The sequence below is a fragment of the Labilibaculum sp. genome (genome assembly GCF_963664555.1).
Taxonomy (GTDB): Bacteria; Bacteroidota; Bacteroidia; order Bacteroidales; family Marinifilaceae; genus Labilibaculum.
On sequence record NZ_OY761461.1, the window covers coordinates 4,719,103 to 4,736,880 of the forward strand.

A 17,778-nucleotide genomic window follows, 5' to 3' on the forward strand; every position below is an offset into this window, starting at 1 on the left:
ATTAGTAGTTATTTTTAGTAGTTGTTTTTTCAAATTTCATTCCTATGCCACCCCAAAAACACCTCACTCGGCAATCCCCTGTCAGGTAAAATCATCTCTTTTCCTTCCAGTTTGCCAAAGTGGTTTTGGTAGTAGGTTTTGGTGCAGTGTTCTTTTAGATTTTTGGAGAGAATCATGCGGTAATCCTCATCGAAGCTGATTAGGTGCTGGTCGAATGCCTTATCGTATAGGGCAGAAAGGCAAATGCCGTTTTCGGGGTTTAATCGTTCCTTTTCGTTTTCGGCCCAAGGAATGATGTGGCTGGCTATAAGCAGTTGTGGCAAGTCGATACCCGTAACTGCACATTTGCTGTGGTAATTGGTGAGTATCATTTTGCGGAAAAAATTTTGATTCACTCTTGTTTTCACGTATCGCTCGCGGGTTTCGCCAAGCAAGTTGCTTAGTTCGGGAAGTTGTGCCTGATATTTATTTTCGATGCTGCTGCCTTCGAATTGTGCAAGAATTCGTTCACTTTCAAATATCAGTGCTTCCCTGTCGTTCTGAAACTCCACAAAAATATCTTCAGTGGCTTTCCCTGCATTTGCATGTCCTTTTTTACCCTTGCTTTTTACAACAGGATCGAGGCTGGCTAAATTCGAAAGTTTAAAACTAACTGCGCCGGGACTTCGGCCAATGCGTTCGGCCAATTGAATAATCTCAGGATTTGTTTGGGTAATCTTTCGATATTCGGTTTGCAGGTAAAGGTTAAAGGCAAGAACCAATTCTTCTCTCGTCCAATTTGGGTTTCGCATGCAATTTAAGTTAGCTTAGGTTATTTCAGGTTATGTAAAAATAGAAAAAATATCATAAGAAGAAAGCTAACAACTGCTATCAATTCTTTTTCAATAACTAATACACTTTTTAATAAACTTAAAACAAACACGATAAACTTCCACTATTTCATGCTGAGTAAATATGATAAAAGGCCATTGAGCCTCTCCTCCACCTTTTTCGGTTTTAGTTCGCACTCCCAAATGGTGATTACGCGCCAGCCCAAGCTTTGGAGTTCGGTTTGAGCCTGCCTGTCGCGCTTTTGGGTGTTGGTGATTTTTTGCAGCCACCACTGGGTTCGTGTTTTAGGCGGTACAAAGTATTTGCAGTTTTGGTGTCCGTGCCAAAAGCATCCGTTTACAAAGATTACCGTTTTGTATTTGGGCAGCACAATATCCGGCTTGCCCGGCAGGTTCTTTGCGTGCAGGCGGTAGCGAAATCCGTTGGCAAACAAAAACCTTCGTACCACCAACTCGGGTTTGGTATTCTTCCCTTTTATTCGGGACATGTTGTAGGCCCGTATTTCTTTGGAATGCGTGTCGGTCATTGCAAAAGAGTTTACTGTATTGCTAATCTACAAAATTCTGTGCTTCTGAGTGCAGTTCCCACGCTTCCAGATTCCATTCAAAAGCTCATTTGCTCCCTTTTTCCCACCGCTCTTCCTCCTTTGCTGTTTTCCGCCGAAATGCAATAATTTTCGGGTGGCGCGGAACGATAAAGCAGCGACGACAAACGATAAAGGAGTGCCGGCAAGAGGCAAAGGAGCAACGACAAAGCTTAAAGTAGTAACGACAAGAAACAAAGGTGTGCCGACAATCTTTAAAGGAGCAACAACAACATTTAAAGATACACCAACGCACAGTAGAATATCGGTTAAGTAAAAACGATGACTCGGAAACCAAATTAAAAGATAACAATATACCAAAACACAGCCCCCGCTAAAAACAGAAGACTCATTTTACGGCCTCAATTCCGCCATCCATGCAGGGAATGCTTTAACGAATCGCATCCTCCCCAGCCACACACATGCAAAAGCACCGAAAAACAAGGTATTAACACCTGCACATCGAATATGACCGCGCAATTTTAATTTCTCATAAATAAAAACAATGAGTTTACATAAATGAGTATAATCAATGCTTTCAGAACATTTTCATTTGCTTGCATAATATTATTTTAAAAAAGGTATTGTATTTCTTAATTACAGTTTGTAATTTTCGTATTGTTATTTAAAATATAAAATTATGACTATGAGCCAAATTAGATCATACAGCGGTACAGATGCCAATTTTATCAATTTCGCAGGACAGGGAGTTGGTTTAATCACCGAAAAACATGAAGATTTTGTCCAATTCACACCCATTTTTAACGCCGAAAGCCTTAGTGGATTAACAACAGTGTATAATGAAGCCTGCAATATCCCTTCTGACAATACGTATGTAGACATACAGGCAAAGGCTACCGAGAATTTAAAGTTGAAACTGGATCAGTGCTGTAAGTTTTTCCAGAGGTGTAAATTCGATATCGAAATAGCATTTCCGAACGATAAAAAAATGTGGGATCAGTTTGGTTTCAATGATTACGAGGAGGCAAGAAGAAATCCAAAATTCATGTATATGTTTTTGACCGATTTGCACATGATTGCCATGCGCAACGCGGCTCCCTTAGTTACAGTGGGCTGGACCGATGAAAGCTTTGATCTGATATTAAATCACAGAGACAGTCTGAAATTGAAGATGAATAATCAATCGGATAGTATTATGGATCGCAGCCACGCAACCGAGAATCGTGTGCTAAAATTGAATAATCTGTACGAAAAGCTGGCGATTTACTTTAAAGCGGCCCGCATTTTATACGATGGCAACGAGGAAATTTTAAAATGGTTCAAGTTTCCTGCCGGCAGCAGCAAACCGAACGAAGAAACAGCAGATGAACAGGAAATAATATCCGCAAACAATTAAAATTCAAATTTACTTTCAATCAAAAAAAAGAATTTGTTTCTCATCCCCCAGGCCTTTGTGTTTGGGGGATTTTTTTTGATCATGAACATTATTTCAATATCATTTAATGAAAACAAAGGATGGGCTTCTTCAAAATCCTCTGGCTAAAGACAAAGACAAAGACAAAAGGATGAATTTGCAGATGATCAGGATTTATCATTTGTCCCCTGCTTTAGCTGGGGCAATTAAAATACATCATTTAGAATCTCCTAAACATCATTACAAAATCCTCCGGCTGAAGCCGAAGGCAAAGAATGAATTCACAAATGATCCGGATGCATCAATTGTCCCCTGCTTTAGCCGGGACAATCAAACAGCCCAACATCCTTTGAACGAAAACAATTGGGGAAACCTAAAATCCTCTGAAGCCGAAGGCAAAGAATGAATTCACAAATGATCCGGATGCATCAATTGTCCCCTGCTTTAGCCGGGGCAATTAAACAGCCCAATATCCTTTGAACGAAAACAATTGGGGAAACCTAAAATCCTCTGAAGCCGAAGGCAAAGAATGAATTCACAAATGATCCGGATGCATCAATTGTCCCCTGCTTTAGCCGGGACAATCAAACAGCCCAACATCCTTTGAACGAAAACAATTGGGGAAACCTAAAATCCTCTGAAGCCGAAGGCAAAGGATGAATTCACAAATGATCCGGATGCATCAATTGTCCCCTGCTTTAGCCGGGGCAATTAAACAGCCCAATATCCTTTGAACGAAAACAATTGGGGAAACCTAAAATCCTCTGAAGCCGAAGGCAAAGGATGAATTCACAAATGATCCGGATGCATCAATTGTCCCCTGCTTTAGCCGGGGCAATCAAACAGCCCAATATCCTTTGAACGAAAACAATTGGGGAAATTCAAAATCCTCCGGCTGAAGCCGAAGGCAAAGGATGAATTCACAAATGATCCGGATGCATCAATTGTCCCCTGCTTTAGCTGGGGCAATTAAACAGCCCAATATCCTTTGAACGAAAACAATTGGGGAAACCTAAAATCCTCTGAAGCCGAAGGCAAAGGATGAATTCACAAATGATCCGGATGCATCAATTGTCCCCTGCTTTAGCCGGGGCAATCAAACAGCCCAATATCCTTTGAACGAAAACAATTGGGGAAATTCAAAATCCTCCGGCTGAAGCCGAAGGCAAAGGATGAATTCACAAATGATCCGGATGCATCAATTGTCCCCTGCTTTAGCCGGGGCAATCAAACAGCCCAATATCCTTTGAACGAAAACAATTGGGGAAATTCAAAATCCTCCGGCTGAAGCCGAAGACAAAGGATGAATTCACAAATGATCCGGATGCATCAATTGTCCCCTGCTTTAGCCGGGGTTATTTTTATAAATCCATATTTCTCAATCAATTCCTTTTCTTCCTGCTCGAATGGTTTTAATTGGTGATGAGATTCCTGATTTTTAATGTAATTGCGAACTTGAGGCAGAGCTGATTTTCCAACAGATACCGCATAATAATCGTTCTGCCATTCGAAATTATCTTGGCACAATTTATTTTTATTGATCCAAAAAGAAGATTCGCCCTTAATCAGTTGCATCAGCTGACTTATGGTCTGGTTTGCCTGAAGAGCCACCAAACAATGGCAATGATCATGATATCCATTTATAAAATCGATATGAATGCCTTTTTCTTCCGCATTTTCCTTCATGTGTTTCCAAATCTTTTTTCTTATCAAACTTGATTTTAGAAATGGCTCGCGATATTTTGTACTCCATACAAAATGAATATACACTTTGACGTGTGGCATAAATTTTCTGTTTTTTTTGAACAAAAAAATTACATCTTTTTATTGAACAAAACAATTTTTTAATATCCTTTGGGTGAAAACAATTGAGGAAATTCAAAATCCTCTGAAGGCAAAGGCAAAGAATGAATTCACAAATGATCCGGATGCATTAATTGTCCCCTGCTTTAGCCGGGGCAATATCAATTACAATTTCACAATGGGCTGGCGAATGATTGTCTTTAGGTTTTCGGGGGCGGTTCTTCGGGGATCATTCAGGTAAATTTCGCGGTGTTTTCCGTGTCGTTCGAAACCATTACCGGCAATGTATTTGTGCAGTTTATCAATGCTTGGGGCCTCATCGGCATAAGAACCTATGTGCATGATCTGCGCAGACAGGCCGTCGCAGAAATCGACCAATTCGATCTTGTCCAAATAGGGCAGTTGCTTCTTTTTGCTGACCTCTTGGCAGGCAGCCTCCACAATTTCTTTGGTGATAAAATTGGGCTGCATCATCATGGCCGACCATTTCCACTCATCAATCCTGTCTCTCGAAAATTCGTTCATATCATCCATCCACCACAAACATTCCAGGGGCATTACACCGTAATCGACTTCCCGGCTTTTCCGCATCGAAAATTTAATCTGATACGACAAGGCATACAATGCCCCGATGGCGTTTTTATAATCTTCCGATGTATTTGGATTTCCTTGTCCGCTGCATTGCAAATACTTAAATTCCGGAACTTCAAGGATCGAAATATTGCCTTTCCGCTCAAAATAAAATGGCTTGTATTTTTTCTTCAGATCTACTTTTCTCATGGCCGTGGTTTAAAAATTTTTCTGCTTCTATTTGAACAAATGCAACAGCAGTGTACTCCAAGTTAGAAAATGTGAGGCAATCTATAATTATCCATCACTTAAAAAGTGACTATTTAGAATGCCCGGGCAGAAAACCAGACCACAAACATCGGCATGCCGGGCAATCTGTTCTGCTCCCAGCTTTCGCTGATGCATTTCCAAAACAAGCCGGAGCATCACATTTCAATACCAGGCGCCTGAAAACAAGGGGTGCTAAAAGGCAGCTAATCAATACAAAACCATTTGGGGATGGGATTCTTTTTTTTTGATTTTAGATATATTCTTTTTAGGTTTATCAAGCAGGCAATCAGGTGTCAACCGCCGTTTAAATACAAGCATACAGCCATGAATAAATTAGCAATTGCAATTCTGCTGACCCTGTTCTCCTTTTCGGGATTTACCCAGGAATTGGATGTGAAAAAATGGGTGCAGGAGGCCGATGAAAAAATGAGGGGTACATCGAGCAAAAGCATCTTTAGCATGACCATTCAAAGAAAATCGTGGTCGCGAACCATTACCATGAAAGCCTGGAGCATTGGCAACGACTATTCTCTAATGTACATTCTGTCGCCTGCCAAGGAAAAAGGACAGGTGTTTCTGAAACGCGGCAATGAAATGTGGAACTGGATTCCCAGCATTGAACGAATGGTAAAAATTCCGCCTTCGATGATGATGCAATCGTGGATGGGATCGGACTTTACCAACGACGATTTGGTGAAGGAATCGTCGTTGGTAAAAGATTATACCCACAAGCTGGTGGCCGAAGAGCAGCTGCAGGGATACAACTGCTATAAGATTGAATTGATTCCTACTGAAGATGCTCCGGTTGTTTGGGGTAAAATTTATATGTGGATCAGTAAAAAAGAGAAACACTGGCTGCGTGCCGAGTATTACGACGAAGATGGTTATCTGATGAAATATGAGGTGTTGTCGGATATCAAAATGGTTGACGACCGCGAAATGCCTACCCGTTTGGAGATGATTCCTGCCGATGAGGAGGATCAGAAAACCATTCTGATTTATGGCGAAACCGAATTCGATATTCCACTGAAGGAATCGTTTTTCTCCATTCAAAACATGAAACGAATCAGGTAGTTCCGAACTGCATATACATTTAAATATGAATACGAATATTAAACTAGCCTGGCGAAATCTCTGGAGAAATAAAAGAAGAACTTTAATTACAGTTGCTTCCATTTTTTTCGGCGTGCTGTTTTCAGCCTACATGACCTCGATGCAGGAGGGCTCGTATACAAAAATGGTGGATATTGTGGTGAAGTTTTACTCGGGATACATGCAGGTGCATCATGAGGATTACTGGGAAAACAAGAGCATTAACAACAGTTTCGAATACAATCAGGAATTGGTGGATGAACTGCTTGCCAACAAAGATGTCGATTTTGTTTTTCCGCGCCTGGAATCATTTGGTCTGGCCTCATCGAAAGAGTTGACCAAGGGGGCCATGATTTTTGGTATTGATCCCTTGGGCGAAAATCAGCTGACCAAAATTGCCGATAAGGTCAGGTCAGGAAAATATCTGGAAGCAGAAGATGAGGGAGTATTGATGGGTGCTGGCTTGGCGAAGTATTTACAGCTAGGTGTAAACGACACTTTGGTGATAATCAGTCAGGGATATCACGGAGTGAGTGCTGCAGAAAAATTCCCGATTCGAGGCATTATTAAACATGTATCGCCCGAGCTGAATAAAACCATTGTGTACATGAGTCTGGCGAAATGTCAGGAATTTTTTAGTGCAAAAAACCGCTTGACTTCTCTGGTAATTAATGTGGCCGACAATGATGTAATGAAACGTGCTTTTCATGATCTGAAAAAAAACATCAAAGCCCCCTACTCTATTATGAGTTGGGAAGAAATGCAGCCTGAGGTTGTACAGCAGATTGAAGGCGACCGGGCGGGTGGTATCATCATGAAAGCCATTCTTTACATCGTAATCGCATTTGGAATTTTGGGTACCATTATGATGATGATGATGGAAAGAAGACGCGAATTTGGCGTGATGACTGCCATTGGCATGAGCAAAGGGAAATTGGCCGGAGTTCTCTTTTTCGAGACAATTTTCATTGGATTTCTGGGCATTCTTTCGGGTTTGGCGGCAAGTTGGCCATTGCTTCTTTTACAAAGTGCAAACCCAATCCCTCTTAGCGGACAAGCCGCTCAGATGATGGAAGAGTTTGGTTTCGAACCCTACATGTTCTTCTCTACTTCGTGGCAGGTATTTAGCCAGCAGGCCATTAGTGTATCTGTTATTACCCTCATTATTGCCATTTACCCGGTTGTTTCGGCATTGCGATTAAAAGAAATTAAAGCTTTGAAAGCTTAAAAAGGCAAAAGGGAAAAAGGTAAAAGGAGAAAGTCAACAAGCATCAGCTTAAAAGAAAAAGATATGATCAGATCAGTAGCATGGAGAAATATTTGGCGCAGTCCGCTTCGCTCAGGAATTATTATTGCTGCAATCAGTATTGGCATGTCGGCAGGTGTATTTACCACCACTTTTACCAAAGGCTGGATGAATCAGCGGCTTGAGGCAGGGGTTGAAACCGAGGCTTCGCACATACGAATTCAGCAAGCAAAATTTGGAGAGAATTACGACCTGAAAGAATCCATTCCCCAAGCCGCACAACTGGCTGATGAATTAGCCCGCCTGCCGCAGGTTAATGGCGTAAGTCCGCGAATTGTGATCCAATCGATGCTTGCCTCGGCCGAAACAGGAACGGGAGTTAAAATCATTGGAATCAACCCCGAAAAAGAAAAGACTGTTACCAATTTGCACGCCAAATTATCTGAAGGAAAATATTTCGAAGGGATGAAGAGAAATCCGATTTTAATTGGAGCCAAACTGGCTAAAAAACTGAAGGTGAAAATGAAGTCGAAAGTCGTAATTACCGTTCAGGATGCATCGGGAAATATTACCGGAGGAGCTTTTAGAGTATGTGGCATTTTTGATATCACCAATGGGATGTACGAAGAAACAAATGTGTTTGTGCTCAAGAGCGATCTGGCCCGCTTACTCGGATTGGATGAGCAGGTTTCGCACGAAATAATTGTTCATCTGGATGATACGGAACTGATCGATCAGCAGAGCCTGCTGCTAAAGAACAAGCACAAAAATTTGTTGGTTCAGACCTGGAAAGAAGCCATGCCCGAATTGGGTTATATCAATGAAATTGGAAATCTGTATACCTATATTTTTGTTATCATTATTCTATTGGCTCTGGGCTTTGGAATTGTAAACACCATGCTGATGGTGATTCTTGAAAGAGTAAAGGAAATTGGCATGTTAATGGCGGTAGGCATGAGCAAAACCCGGATTTTTGGCATGTTAATGCTGGAAACCGTTCTGCTGACTTTCACAGGAGGATTTACCGGCATTCTTATTGGCCTGGGTGCCACATACGCCACAATGGAAAACGGGATCAATCTTTCGAGTTACGCCGCCGGCTTCGAAGACATGGGCTACAGTGCTCATGTGTATCCGGTGGTGGAATTTGAAACACTGCTTGTGATCACAATACTTGTGATTATCACCGGAATTGCGGCATCAATCTATCCGGCCCGAAAAGCCTTAAAATACCATCCCGCTGATGCGATAAGAACTGAGTAACCGGGTTAATATCCACCTTAAAAGAACTGAAATATGAACATCATAGAAATTACAAACCTTCATAAGATATACAACGACTCCGAAGTAAATGTTCATGCCGTAAACGGCATTAGCCTTAGCTTCGAAGAAGGTGAGTTTGCAGCCATTGTAGGACCTTCCGGCTCAGGGAAATCGACCCTGCTAAACATGCTTGGTGGTTTGGATGAGCCTACCAATGGCAAAATTCTGATCGACAATAAGGATTTACGTGAGTTAACATCGTCTGATCTGATTAAATTCAGAATGCAGAATATTGGTTTTGTTTTTCAATCGTACAACCTGATTCCGGTTTTAACGGCCAGGGAAAATGTGGAATTCATTATGCATCTGCAAAACCGTCCCAAAAAGGAACGGGAAGAAAGAAGCATGGAGTTATTAAATGCCGTTGGTTTAGAGGGACGAGAAAACAGCCGTCCAAATAAACTTTCCGGCGGACAGCAGCAACGGGTTGCAGTGGCAAGAGCTTTGGCCTCGAAACCCAAATTTGTTTTGGCCGACGAACCTACTGCAAATCTGGATTCGAAATCGACCGAGAATCTATTGGAGATCATGGAAGACCTGAACAAAAAGGAGAACATCACCTTTATTTTTTCAACTCACGACCAAAGAGTTGTGAACAAGGCTCATCGGGTAATCACCCTTGAGGATGGAAAAATTATTAGTGACGAACGCAGACCATAAAGCAAATTGCTTCCTGTTAAATTAGTATCCAGTAAGATGAAAAAAGCCATTCTTGCTCTCTTTCTATTTCTTTCCTTGCTTTCCCATTCGCAGGAACGCAAATGGAATCTGAATGGTTATGTGAAAGATCTGTACATGTTTTATCACCCGGAACAGCCTCCTATTGGACCTGAGTTACCAAATTATCATTTGAACACCATTCACAACCGGTTAAATTTCAATTGGTACGCTAACGAGAAGATTAGCTTTTCAATGGGAATGCGAAATCGCTTGATCATGGGAAATATGGTAAGTGAAATTCCCAATTACCGGGCTACTGCAAATGTTGACAATGGATACATGGATTTGTCTTGGCTTAGTGCCCGTTCCCACAAATGGTTTTTGCATTCGATAATCGACAGAGCCTACTTTGATTGCACCCAAGGCGATTGGCAGTTTCGTATTGGGCGTCAGAGAATCAATTGGGGAATCAGCAAGGTTTGGAATCCCAATGATGTTTTCAACAGCTTCTCTTATTTCGATTTTGACTATGAAGAACGTCCGGGCAGTGATGCCGTCAATATCAGACATTATCCGAGCGTTACCTCTTCGATGGAACTGGTATTTAAAATGGCAGACCATTCCAGTGAAATGGCCTTAGCCGCCATGTACCGATTCTCGAAATGGAATTACGATTTTCAATTGTTATCCGGTTGGGTTGGCGATGACTATGTGCTGGGCGGCGGATGGTCCGGCGATATCATGGGCGGCGGTTTTCGTGGCGAAATATCTTACTTTACTCCCCGCCCGACGAAGAACAGTTCCAAAGAAGCAAAAGTTGCTTCCCTATCCTACGATTACACCCTGAAGAACAATCTCACTCTTTCAATCGAAGGACTTTTCAACAGCAATGGCAGCACAAAAAATGCGGTCGGTTCAAATGTTCTTTTTGATCAAAACTTGTCAGCGAAAATGCTTTCCCGGGCTAAATATTCGGTATTTGGACAGCTGGCTTATCCAATTACTCCCTTATTCAATGCCAGCTTATCAACAATTTTCAACCCTTCGGATCATTCCTGCTACCTCAATCCTTCGTTTAGCTATTCTCTTAGCGAAAACATTGAACTAATGCTGACCACTCAATTGTTTTTTGGTAAAAATGGCAGTGAATTTGGAGATATTGGACAAGTAGCTTTTGGAAGATTACGATGGAGTTTTTAAAGGGATTTGTTATTTCCAATCCTTCCATTCCGATTTCAGTACCGACATCACCAATTTATCATGGTATTCTCCATTTCGAAGTGCAGCTTCCCTGTAACGACCTTCCAAAACAAAACCTGCCCGCTCATAAGCTTTTACACCGGCAATGTTAGGCACCGAAACCGTCAGCATGATGCGGTTCAAACCCAATTCTTCAAAACCCATTTTCACAATCTTTCGAGTGACTTGGGTACCAATTCCCTTTCCCCAATGATCCTTATCGCCTATGAAAATGAAATATTCTCCCGATTTATTAATCGTTGAAATGCCACTGATGCCTGCGTAACCAACAAAAACACCATCCACAAAAATTCCGTGATTGCTGTTCCTTTTATCACTAATGGCCTGTGCATACCAATCTTCAATCTGTTGGTCGGTTTTCATCGCCTGAAATATTGACAAGGAGTAAATGATTGCTTCCTCATCTTTAATCCATTTGCAGAATGACGGAAGGTTTTCGGGGGTGAGTGGTTTTAGTTTAATCATTTATTTTTCTTTAAAAGCTCCACCTAAAATCGGAGATAATTAATAAGCTTTATATCTTTTTTCTACCACAAAAAAAGCAAATATGCATAAGCAAGAGCAAACAAAACAGCAACGCTAACTGCAACAATTAAAACCCGTCTATTTTCACGATGAATCTTAAATCTAATTTTTTCTTTAATGTTAGTTAATTCCGCATTGGGTACTTTTTTAAACCTGAGAAAGGTTCTTCTGCTTTCTTTAATTTTAATATTATCCCGGAAACCAGGTTTTTGAGAATGAAGTTCAGATTTATTCTCTTTCATTCTTCTAATCATATCGAAAACGTGACCTGCTGATGACATTCAGTTTCATTTTTTAAAATATCTACAATATATATTAATTAACAATAATAGAAAAATAAAAACTCCCTTTCGGTTGAAACAAAAAGGGAGCTTTTACAGGTATTGATATCTTTTTTTAGAAGCCCTGACTTGCAGCAACAATAATTGCAACAATCATTCCGATTGGGTATAAGGCAAGCATCACAATTGTGAAAATTCCCATAAACTTGTAGTGCGATTTCATGTATTTCATCGACTCGGTAAGGCTTTGCGTGCTCTTACCTGCAAGTGCAAGCTTTGCTTTATTTGCAAATTGCAGCAGATAATAGATTGGAAAGAAGTACACTCCCGCCAGTACCAAATATAAAAACCCGATTCCTCCAATAGGAAATGGCAGTATACTTGCCATTGATCCGGCCAAGGCAAACACTGCGAATGATCCCAACACCATGAATCCCATAAAAATAAAGCCAACAATGGCTAAAAACTTCGCCCACTTAGCGGTTTCACGTAAATATGCTTCTGCCTGAGTTTCCAGCAACAACTCATTTTTAATTTCAGTTCCTTGTGTTTCTAAATTCTCCATGAATCAATAATTAGTGTTATGATTTTTATAAAGAGCGCTAAGTTATTATTTATTTAAAAATCTAAAAATTAAAATTCAAACTTTACACGTTCATACTGTTTACCGCAGAATTTTGGCAAAATATAATTATTTCCTTTTTCATTCCTTAATTAAAGCACTACCATCTCACGGTAAACACGGTCTCTCCCACTTTCGAACGGCAAAGAAGACTGCCGCCATGGGCACGCATAATCTGACGGGAATAACTCAAGCCAATGCCCGATCCGTTCTCTTTTGTGGTGAAAAAGGGAATGAAAATTTCATCTGCAATTTCCTCCGAAATACCATGACCGTTATCTGATACTCTGATCTCTGTAATTTCGCCCTTTTGAATGGAAGTTACAGCAATAGCTGCATTGGAATCTGCTCCGGAAGGCTGTCCGTTGAAAGCTTCTGCCGCATTTTTCACCAGATTAATAATTACCTGAACCATCATTTGTTCATCAGCCGTAAACCGAAAATTTTTAACGGGTGGTGTCAACTTTAAATTTCCGAAAAAACTCTCTTTTATGGGCGACAACAGAATATTCAAACGCTCGAAAAAAGAATGAGTATCGATGATAGCTAATTTAGGTTCCGGTGCCTTGGACAATACCCGATACGATTGTACAAAACGAATCAATGCTTCGCTCATTTCGGTAATCACGCCCAAACCGTTAATGGTTTTTTCTACATGAATATCTTCAGACACATCCGTTATGGCGCCCAATTTCTGCTCCCATATTCTTTTCAGGGACTGTGAAATGGAAGTAACCGGAGCCAATGAATTCATTATTTCGTGACTCAGTACTCTAATCAGTTTTACCCAGGCATCAATTTCCTTGCGTTCCAATTCTCCCCGGATATCCTGTAAAGTTATCAGCCTCACTTCTTCATTCTCCAGACGAATTACCGAACATCTCGAAATCACCTGTATCCGTTCTTTTTTTAAGATGAGATCCAATACTTTTTTCTGGCGGTTTTTTAGTTCTGTAAGACCTGATGTAAATTTTGAATCGACCTGATCGAGTTGCTTAATATGTGTGAAAGTCTTTAAGCTGAGTAGTTCCAAGGCCGCCGAATTCACATCAGTAACGTAACCATCTTCGGCAAGTACCACAACTCCGGTTGCAATATTCTGAAGAATTTCTCCGAAATATTTCTCCTTAATTTTGCTTTTCACCTGCACTTGCTGCAAAATGCCGTTCAGCTCGTTCAAACTTTGATGCAGTTCGTTAATAATGGCATTGCCTGTTTTAATGGGGAAACGCAAAGTGGTATCTTCATTTTTAATGGACTGAACAAAGTAGTTCATCTCCTTGTGCGTTTTGTTCAAAAAACGCACAAATTGAAGTACCAAGACAATTTCGGCGCAGAGAATTGGGAATGCGAAATAATAGGATGCCTGCGAAAGAAAACAGCCAATCAGCACTGCGAAAAAAATCACAAAACCAAGCCGTACGAATAAAGCTGAATTGTAGTGTCTATAAGCCATACTTCTTAATTTTATTGTAAAGGGTTTGTCGTGTTACTCCTAATTGCGCCGATACAGCAGAAAGATTCCCCATTTGCTTTTCGATTGCTCCCAAAATCAACTGCTTCTCCATATCTTCCAATGTGCCGCCAAAGGCTTCAGCAGCCGAGAATTCATCCATTTTAAAAACAAAATCTTTTGCACTAATTAAGTGTGTATCGCTAAGGATTACAGCTTTTTCTATAGCATGCTGCAATTCACGAACATTACCGGGCCAACGGTAAGTTTGTAATTTCGCGATGGCTTCCGGTGCAATAACAAGTCCGTTCTTATTGTATTTTTCAGCGTAAAGCTTCACAAAAAACTGCACCAATTCGGGAATGTCAGCAATACGGTCGCGCAAGGACGGCAATTCAATTTGTATGGTGTTAATCCGGTAAAGCAAATCTTCCCGAAAACGTCCTTCTCCAATCATTTTAACCAGATTACAGTTGGTCGCACAAACCAATCGTACATCAATATCAACAGGCAAATTTTCGCCCAGTCGGGTTAGTGTTCTGTTCTGCAGTACCGATAGCAGCTTCGCCTGCATTGGCATGGATAAATTTCCAATTTCGTCGAGAAAGAGTGTGCCTTCGTTGGCCGCTTCAATTTTCCCCATTCTATCCATTCCGGCATCGGTAAATGCTCCTTTTTTGTGCCCGAACAATTCACTCTCAAACAAATTTTCGGCTATGGATCCCATATCAACGGTAACCATCACCTTCTTCGCCCGGTTGGAAAGCCGGTGAATCTCCCGGGCAACCAATTCCTTTCCGGTTCCATTTTCTCCCGTAATCAGAATATTCGCATTGGTCATGGCCACTTTTCGAACCACGGCCATCACTTTTTCCCAAGCCGGCGAACTTCCAATAATGTGATTCTTATTTTTGTTGATTTCAGCAATCAATTCATTTTCCTTTAAGCGAAGATTCTTTACCTCTTTTCTGGAATGGCTTAATTTCCAGGCCATCTCGATAGTCGTCAGCATCTTCTCATTCTCCCAAGGTTTCAGAACAAAATCGACAGCTCCCGAACGCACTGCTTTCACAGCCAACTCTACATCTCCATAGGCAGTAATCATGACCACACTCAATCCCGAATTGTATTCCAAAATCTGATTCAACCAATAAATTCCTTCGTTTCCGGTATTAATTCCTGCTTTAAAATTCATATCCAAAAGCACAACATCGTAGCTGTCACTTTTCAATTCTGAAAGCAAGGCGTTTGGACTCGACAAACATTTTACTTTTTTACAGCTTCCTGTCAGTAACAAATCCAAAGCGCTTAAAATGCTTTTATTGTCATCAACAATTAAAATTTTGGCTTCTTTCATTTTTAGTAAAGATATGAGATGTGAGAGATGAGATTTTAGATCCTCAATGGTACATTATCTAATTTTTATCTAAAGTAAAAAGCTTTTCAAAAAATTAGACAACGATTGTCTATTTTTTTTACACTTCCATTTTACAGACACAACACAAACGTCTACTAATGTAAAACTTACAAGCCTTGGCACAGGATTGGATAAGCATTGGGTGAATGAATTGGGTGAATGAATTGGGTGAATGAATTGGAATAAACATGTATTTGAAATTGTTCAATCTAATTTATTCTTGATGATGCAGAAAAGAATAAACCACAGAGCACACTGAGAAGTGCACAGAGAAAAAATACAAACAAGGAATCAAATATTCCGCGATAAAACAAAAAGAGCTTACATATGTCAATGGATCGTAAAATTGAAGTGAAGAAGGGTTTTAAAACCAAACATATTTATATCCTTATTGGGATCATATTTCTTGGATTTTTAGTGTGGTTGCTCTTGAGCAGTTCTACCTCTACCTATCGAACCGAACTCGATAAACTCACCATAACAGAAGTTTCGCAGGCAGAGTTTAAAGATTACATTTCGATTATCGGAACAGTTGAACCCAAAACAACCATCTATCTGGATGTTGAAGAAGGTGGTAAAGTTGTCGAAAAATTAATTGACGAAGGAGAATTGGTGAAAAAAGGAGATGTGATTCTTAGACTGATTAACAACGATCTTAAATTGCAGATTCTCAATACCGAATCGTCACTTGCCTATCAGGCCAATGAGCTGCGCAATACTTTGATTAATATGGAACAGCAGAAAATCAGCAACAAACAGCAAATTCTTAGCATCGACAGTGATATCATCAGACAAAAAAGACAATACGAACAGAACCAACTTTTATTCGAAAGGGGATTTATCTCCAAAGAAGTCTACCTAAGATCGAAGGAAGATTATGACCTTTCCCTGCAAGACCGCCAGTTAAGATATCAACGAATGGTTCAGGACTCCATTTTTCGGGAGAATCAGAAAACACAAATGAACAGCAGTCTGAATAACATGAAACAAAACCTCGAAATGGTTCGGGAGCGCTTGGAAAATTTGAACATTAAAGCTCCGGCTGATGGTCAGCTGGGAAGTTTGGATATTGAAATCGGTCAATCGATTAACCGGGGCGAAAGAATAGGCCAGCTTCATATTCTGAACAATTTTAAAGTGCTTGCCGAGGTCGACGAACATTATATTGACCGTGTCCGCCGGGAGTTAAGTGCTTCGATGCAGCGAAACGATCAGGAGTTTATTTTGAAAACTAAAAAAGTATATCCGGAAGTTCGGGATGGTCGTTTTAAGGTGGATCTGATTTTTGATGGAAAATCGCCGGAGAATCTGCGTACCGGACAAACCTATCACATAAAACTGGAATTGGGACAAGCCGTTGAAGCTACACTGCTGTCCCGTGGTGGATTCTTTCAAAGCACGGGCGGACAATGGGTATTTGTTTTGGATGAATCGGGGCGGTTTGCCACCAAACGAAACATCAAAATCGGCAGACAAAATTCTCAATATTTCGAGGTACTGGAAGGATTGCAGACAGGTGAGAAAGTGATTACATCCAGTTACGATACTTTCGGAGATAATGAACGGATTGATTTTAAATAACAACAACCATACTGATCGTAAACCATCATAATAAATAGAATTTAGTAATTTACCCCTAAATCCCCTGCAGGGACTTAAGTGATAACACTTTAATATTCAATAAAAAAATAAATAGCTATGATTAACACAGTAAACCTAAGTAAGGTATTTAGAACCGATGAGATTGAAACCTTGGCTCTTAACAATGTAAATCTGAAAATCAACAAAGGCGAATTTGCTGCCATTATGGGTCCATCGGGTTGCGGCAAATCTACCCTGATGAATATTCTGGGTTTGCTCGATAATCCTTCGGAAGGACAATACACGTTTGATAGTACCGAAGTATCGGGTTTAAAAGAAGGTCAGCGCACCGATCTGCGAAAAGGTAACATTGGTTTTGTATTTCAGAGTTTCAACCTGATTGATGAGTTGAATGTATTCGAAAATGTTGAAATGCCATTGGTTTATCAGCGAATCAGCAGTAAAACCAGAAAAGAGATGGTGAACAAAGTTCTGGATCGAATGAACATGAGTCATCGTGCACAACACTATCCTCAGCAACTGTCCGGTGGTCAGCAGCAACGTGTGGCAATAGCCCGGGCGGTGGTTTCCAACCCAGGATTAATACTTGCCGATGAGCCAACGGGTAATCTGGATTCGAAAAACGGACAGGAAGTAATGGAGCTGCTTACCGAACTAAACCGCGAAGGAACAACAATCATCATGGTAACTCACTCCATACAAGATGCCGGCTATGCTCACCGAATCATCAATCTGTTTGATGGAAAAGTTGTGATGGAAGAAAGTTTGGTTGAGGAACATGCCTTGTAGTTTCTGAAATTTCACATACCAAACTGAATTAAATTGGTGGATTTTTGCCTTGGCAGGATTCATTGCCATGGGGATT

The 17,778-nt window shown here is 40.6% G+C and carries 20 protein-coding genes; 10 read left to right on the forward strand and 10 right to left on the reverse strand.

The genetic code is table 11. From position 1 onward, the window contains the following. Positions 1-29: 29 nt before the first annotated feature. Complete coding sequence (locus ACKU4N_RS18860) at positions 30-791, reverse strand: HNH endonuclease (protein WP_321319057.1); 762 nt, start codon at positions 789-791, stop codon at positions 30-32. A gap of 143 nt (positions 792-934) precedes the next feature. Next, the gene (locus ACKU4N_RS18865) at positions 935-1,357 is read right to left on the reverse strand and encodes a very short patch repair endonuclease (RefSeq protein WP_321319059.1); all 423 of its coding nucleotides are present in this window, start codon (positions 1,355-1,357) and stop codon (positions 935-937) included. Between the two features lie 154 nt (positions 1,358-1,511). Between ACKU4N_RS18865 and ACKU4N_RS18870 the strand changes: the two genes are divergently transcribed. From ACKU4N_RS18870 to ACKU4N_RS18880, 3 genes are all read left to right on the forward strand, one after another. Next, positions 1,512-1,691: a hypothetical protein gene (locus ACKU4N_RS18870; protein WP_321319061.1), complete on the forward strand. Its 180-nt coding sequence runs from the start codon at positions 1,512-1,514 to the stop codon at positions 1,689-1,691. Positions 1,692-2,060: 369 nt separating this feature from the next. Then, positions 2,061-2,771: a hypothetical protein gene (locus tag ACKU4N_RS18875; protein ID WP_321319063.1), complete on the forward strand. Its 711-nt coding sequence runs from the start codon at positions 2,061-2,063 to the stop codon at positions 2,769-2,771. 106 nt (positions 2,772-2,877) lie between these two features. Next, a complete protein-coding gene (locus tag ACKU4N_RS18880; protein WP_321319065.1) occupies positions 2,878-3,195 on the forward strand; it encodes a hypothetical protein in 318 nt (105 codons plus the stop codon). 923 nt (positions 3,196-4,118) lie between these two features. On the opposite strand, the gene tnpA is transcribed toward ACKU4N_RS18880, so the two are convergent. The 3 genes from tnpA to ACKU4N_RS18895 all read right to left on the reverse strand — a co-directional run bounded on the left by tnpA (position 4,119) and on the right by ACKU4N_RS18895 (position 5,588). Then, positions 4,119-4,574 (reverse strand): IS200/IS605 family transposase, encoded by a 456-nt coding sequence (gene tnpA, locus ACKU4N_RS18885; RefSeq protein WP_321319067.1) that lies wholly within the window; start codon positions 4,572-4,574, stop codon positions 4,119-4,121. A 183-nt stretch (positions 4,575-4,757) separates the two neighbouring features. Further along, on the reverse strand, positions 4,758-5,372 hold the full coding sequence (locus ACKU4N_RS18890; RefSeq protein ID WP_321319069.1) for a GyrI-like domain-containing protein: 615 nt from the start codon (positions 5,370-5,372) through the stop codon (positions 4,758-4,760). Between the two features lie 87 nt (positions 5,373-5,459). Continuing rightward, entirely contained in the window at positions 5,460-5,588 is a 129-nt protein-coding gene (locus tag ACKU4N_RS18895) for a hypothetical protein (RefSeq protein ID WP_321319071.1), read from the reverse strand. Positions 5,589-5,756: 168 nt separating this feature from the next. Here ACKU4N_RS18895 and ACKU4N_RS18900 point away from each other — a divergent pair, with 168 nt between their 5' ends. The 5 genes from ACKU4N_RS18900 (at position 5,757) to ACKU4N_RS18920 (ending at position 10,953) form a co-directional block, all read left to right on the forward strand. After that, positions 5,757-6,506, forward strand: a complete 750-nt coding sequence (locus ACKU4N_RS18900) for an outer membrane lipoprotein-sorting protein (RefSeq protein WP_321319073.1) — start codon at positions 5,757-5,759, stop codon at positions 6,504-6,506. A gap of 25 nt (positions 6,507-6,531) precedes the next feature. Further along, positions 6,532-7,752, forward strand: a complete 1,221-nt coding sequence (locus ACKU4N_RS18905) for an ABC transporter permease (RefSeq protein ID WP_321319074.1) — start codon at positions 6,532-6,534, stop codon at positions 7,750-7,752. Between the two features lie 63 nt (positions 7,753-7,815). Continuing rightward, the gene (locus ACKU4N_RS18910; protein ID WP_321319076.1) at positions 7,816-9,033 is read left to right on the forward strand and encodes an ABC transporter permease; all 1,218 of its coding nucleotides are present in this window, start codon (positions 7,816-7,818) and stop codon (positions 9,031-9,033) included. Positions 9,034-9,066: 33 nt separating this feature from the next. Then, positions 9,067-9,753, forward strand: a complete 687-nt coding sequence (locus ACKU4N_RS18915) for an ABC transporter ATP-binding protein (protein WP_321319078.1) — start codon at positions 9,067-9,069, stop codon at positions 9,751-9,753. Between the two features lie 36 nt (positions 9,754-9,789). After that, positions 9,790-10,953 (forward strand): hypothetical protein, encoded by a 1,164-nt coding sequence (locus ACKU4N_RS18920; RefSeq protein WP_321319080.1) that lies wholly within the window; start codon positions 9,790-9,792, stop codon positions 10,951-10,953. A gap of 9 nt (positions 10,954-10,962) precedes the next feature. On the opposite strand, the gene ACKU4N_RS18925 is transcribed toward ACKU4N_RS18920, so the two are convergent. The 5 genes from ACKU4N_RS18925 to ACKU4N_RS18945 form a co-directional block, all read right to left on the reverse strand. Then, positions 10,963-11,478 (reverse strand): GNAT family N-acetyltransferase, encoded by a 516-nt coding sequence (locus ACKU4N_RS18925; RefSeq protein WP_321319082.1) that lies wholly within the window; start codon positions 11,476-11,478, stop codon positions 10,963-10,965. Between the two features lie 62 nt (positions 11,479-11,540). Continuing rightward, positions 11,541-11,819: a hypothetical protein gene (locus tag ACKU4N_RS18930; RefSeq protein ID WP_321319084.1), complete on the reverse strand. Its 279-nt coding sequence runs from the start codon at positions 11,817-11,819 to the stop codon at positions 11,541-11,543. 115 nt (positions 11,820-11,934) lie between these two features. Further along, positions 11,935-12,384: a hypothetical protein gene (locus ACKU4N_RS18935; protein WP_321319086.1), complete on the reverse strand. Its 450-nt coding sequence runs from the start codon at positions 12,382-12,384 to the stop codon at positions 11,935-11,937. Between the two features lie 157 nt (positions 12,385-12,541). After that, entirely contained in the window at positions 12,542-13,897 is a 1,356-nt protein-coding gene (locus ACKU4N_RS18940; RefSeq protein ID WP_321319087.1) for a sensor histidine kinase, read from the reverse strand. Next, complete coding sequence (locus tag ACKU4N_RS18945) at positions 13,887-15,251, reverse strand: sigma-54-dependent transcriptional regulator (protein ID WP_321319089.1); 1,365 nt, start codon at positions 15,249-15,251, stop codon at positions 13,887-13,889. The genes ACKU4N_RS18940 and ACKU4N_RS18945 overlap by 11 nt, the downstream gene beginning before the upstream one ends. A gap of 387 nt (positions 15,252-15,638) precedes the next feature. On the opposite strand from ACKU4N_RS18945, the gene ACKU4N_RS18950 reads away from it, so the two are divergent. Then, complete coding sequence (locus tag ACKU4N_RS18950) at positions 15,639-16,892, forward strand: efflux RND transporter periplasmic adaptor subunit (protein WP_321319091.1); 1,254 nt, start codon at positions 15,639-15,641, stop codon at positions 16,890-16,892. A gap of 117 nt (positions 16,893-17,009) precedes the next feature. Beyond that, the gene (locus ACKU4N_RS18955; protein ID WP_321319093.1) at positions 17,010-17,702 is read left to right on the forward strand and encodes an ABC transporter ATP-binding protein; all 693 of its coding nucleotides are present in this window, start codon (positions 17,010-17,012) and stop codon (positions 17,700-17,702) included. The last annotated feature ends 76 nt before the right edge of the window (positions 17,703-17,778 follow it).

Bases quoted from the DNA above. Each gene is read 5' to 3' on its own strand.
- ACKU4N_RS18860 (WP_321319057.1), bottom strand. From the start codon at position 791: ATGCGAAACCCAAATTGGACGAGAGAAGAATTGGTTCTTGCCTTTAAC.
- ACKU4N_RS18865 (WP_321319059.1), bottom strand. From the start codon at position 1,357: ATGACCGACACGCATTCCAAAGAAATACGGGCCTACAACATGTCCCGA.
- ACKU4N_RS18875 (WP_321319063.1), top strand. From the start codon at position 2,061: ATGAGCCAAATTAGATCATACAGCGGTACAGATGCCAATTTTATCAAT.
- ACKU4N_RS18880 (WP_321319065.1), top strand. From the start codon at position 2,878: ATGAAAACAAAGGATGGGCTTCTTCAAAATCCTCTGGCTAAAGACAAA.
- tnpA (WP_321319067.1), bottom strand. From the start codon at position 4,574: ATGCCACACGTCAAAGTGTATATTCATTTTGTATGGAGTACAAAATAT.
- ACKU4N_RS18890 (WP_321319069.1), bottom strand. From the start codon at position 5,372: ATGAGAAAAGTAGATCTGAAGAAAAAATACAAGCCATTTTATTTTGAG.
- ACKU4N_RS18895 (WP_321319071.1), bottom strand. From the start codon at position 5,588: ATGCTCCGGCTTGTTTTGGAAATGCATCAGCGAAAGCTGGGAGCAGAA.
- ACKU4N_RS18900 (WP_321319073.1), top strand. From the start codon at position 5,757: ATGAATAAATTAGCAATTGCAATTCTGCTGACCCTGTTCTCCTTTTCG.
- ACKU4N_RS18905 (WP_321319074.1), top strand. From the start codon at position 6,532: ATGAATACGAATATTAAACTAGCCTGGCGAAATCTCTGGAGAAATAAA.
- ACKU4N_RS18910 (WP_321319076.1), top strand. From the start codon at position 7,816: ATGATCAGATCAGTAGCATGGAGAAATATTTGGCGCAGTCCGCTTCGC.
- ACKU4N_RS18915 (WP_321319078.1), top strand. From the start codon at position 9,067: ATGAACATCATAGAAATTACAAACCTTCATAAGATATACAACGACTCC.
- ACKU4N_RS18920 (WP_321319080.1), top strand. From the start codon at position 9,790: ATGAAAAAAGCCATTCTTGCTCTCTTTCTATTTCTTTCCTTGCTTTCC.
- ACKU4N_RS18925 (WP_321319082.1), bottom strand. From the start codon at position 11,478: ATGATTAAACTAAAACCACTCACCCCCGAAAACCTTCCGTCATTCTGC.
- ACKU4N_RS18930 (WP_321319084.1), bottom strand. From the start codon at position 11,819: ATGTCATCAGCAGGTCACGTTTTCGATATGATTAGAAGAATGAAAGAG.
- ACKU4N_RS18935 (WP_321319086.1), bottom strand. From the start codon at position 12,384: ATGGAGAATTTAGAAACACAAGGAACTGAAATTAAAAATGAGTTGTTG.
- ACKU4N_RS18940 (WP_321319087.1), bottom strand. From the start codon at position 13,897: ATGGCTTATAGACACTACAATTCAGCTTTATTCGTACGGCTTGGTTTT.
- ACKU4N_RS18945 (WP_321319089.1), bottom strand. From the start codon at position 15,251: ATGAAAGAAGCCAAAATTTTAATTGTTGATGACAATAAAAGCATTTTA.
- ACKU4N_RS18950 (WP_321319091.1), top strand. From the start codon at position 15,639: ATGTCAATGGATCGTAAAATTGAAGTGAAGAAGGGTTTTAAAACCAAA.
- ACKU4N_RS18955 (WP_321319093.1), top strand. From the start codon at position 17,010: ATGATTAACACAGTAAACCTAAGTAAGGTATTTAGAACCGATGAGATT.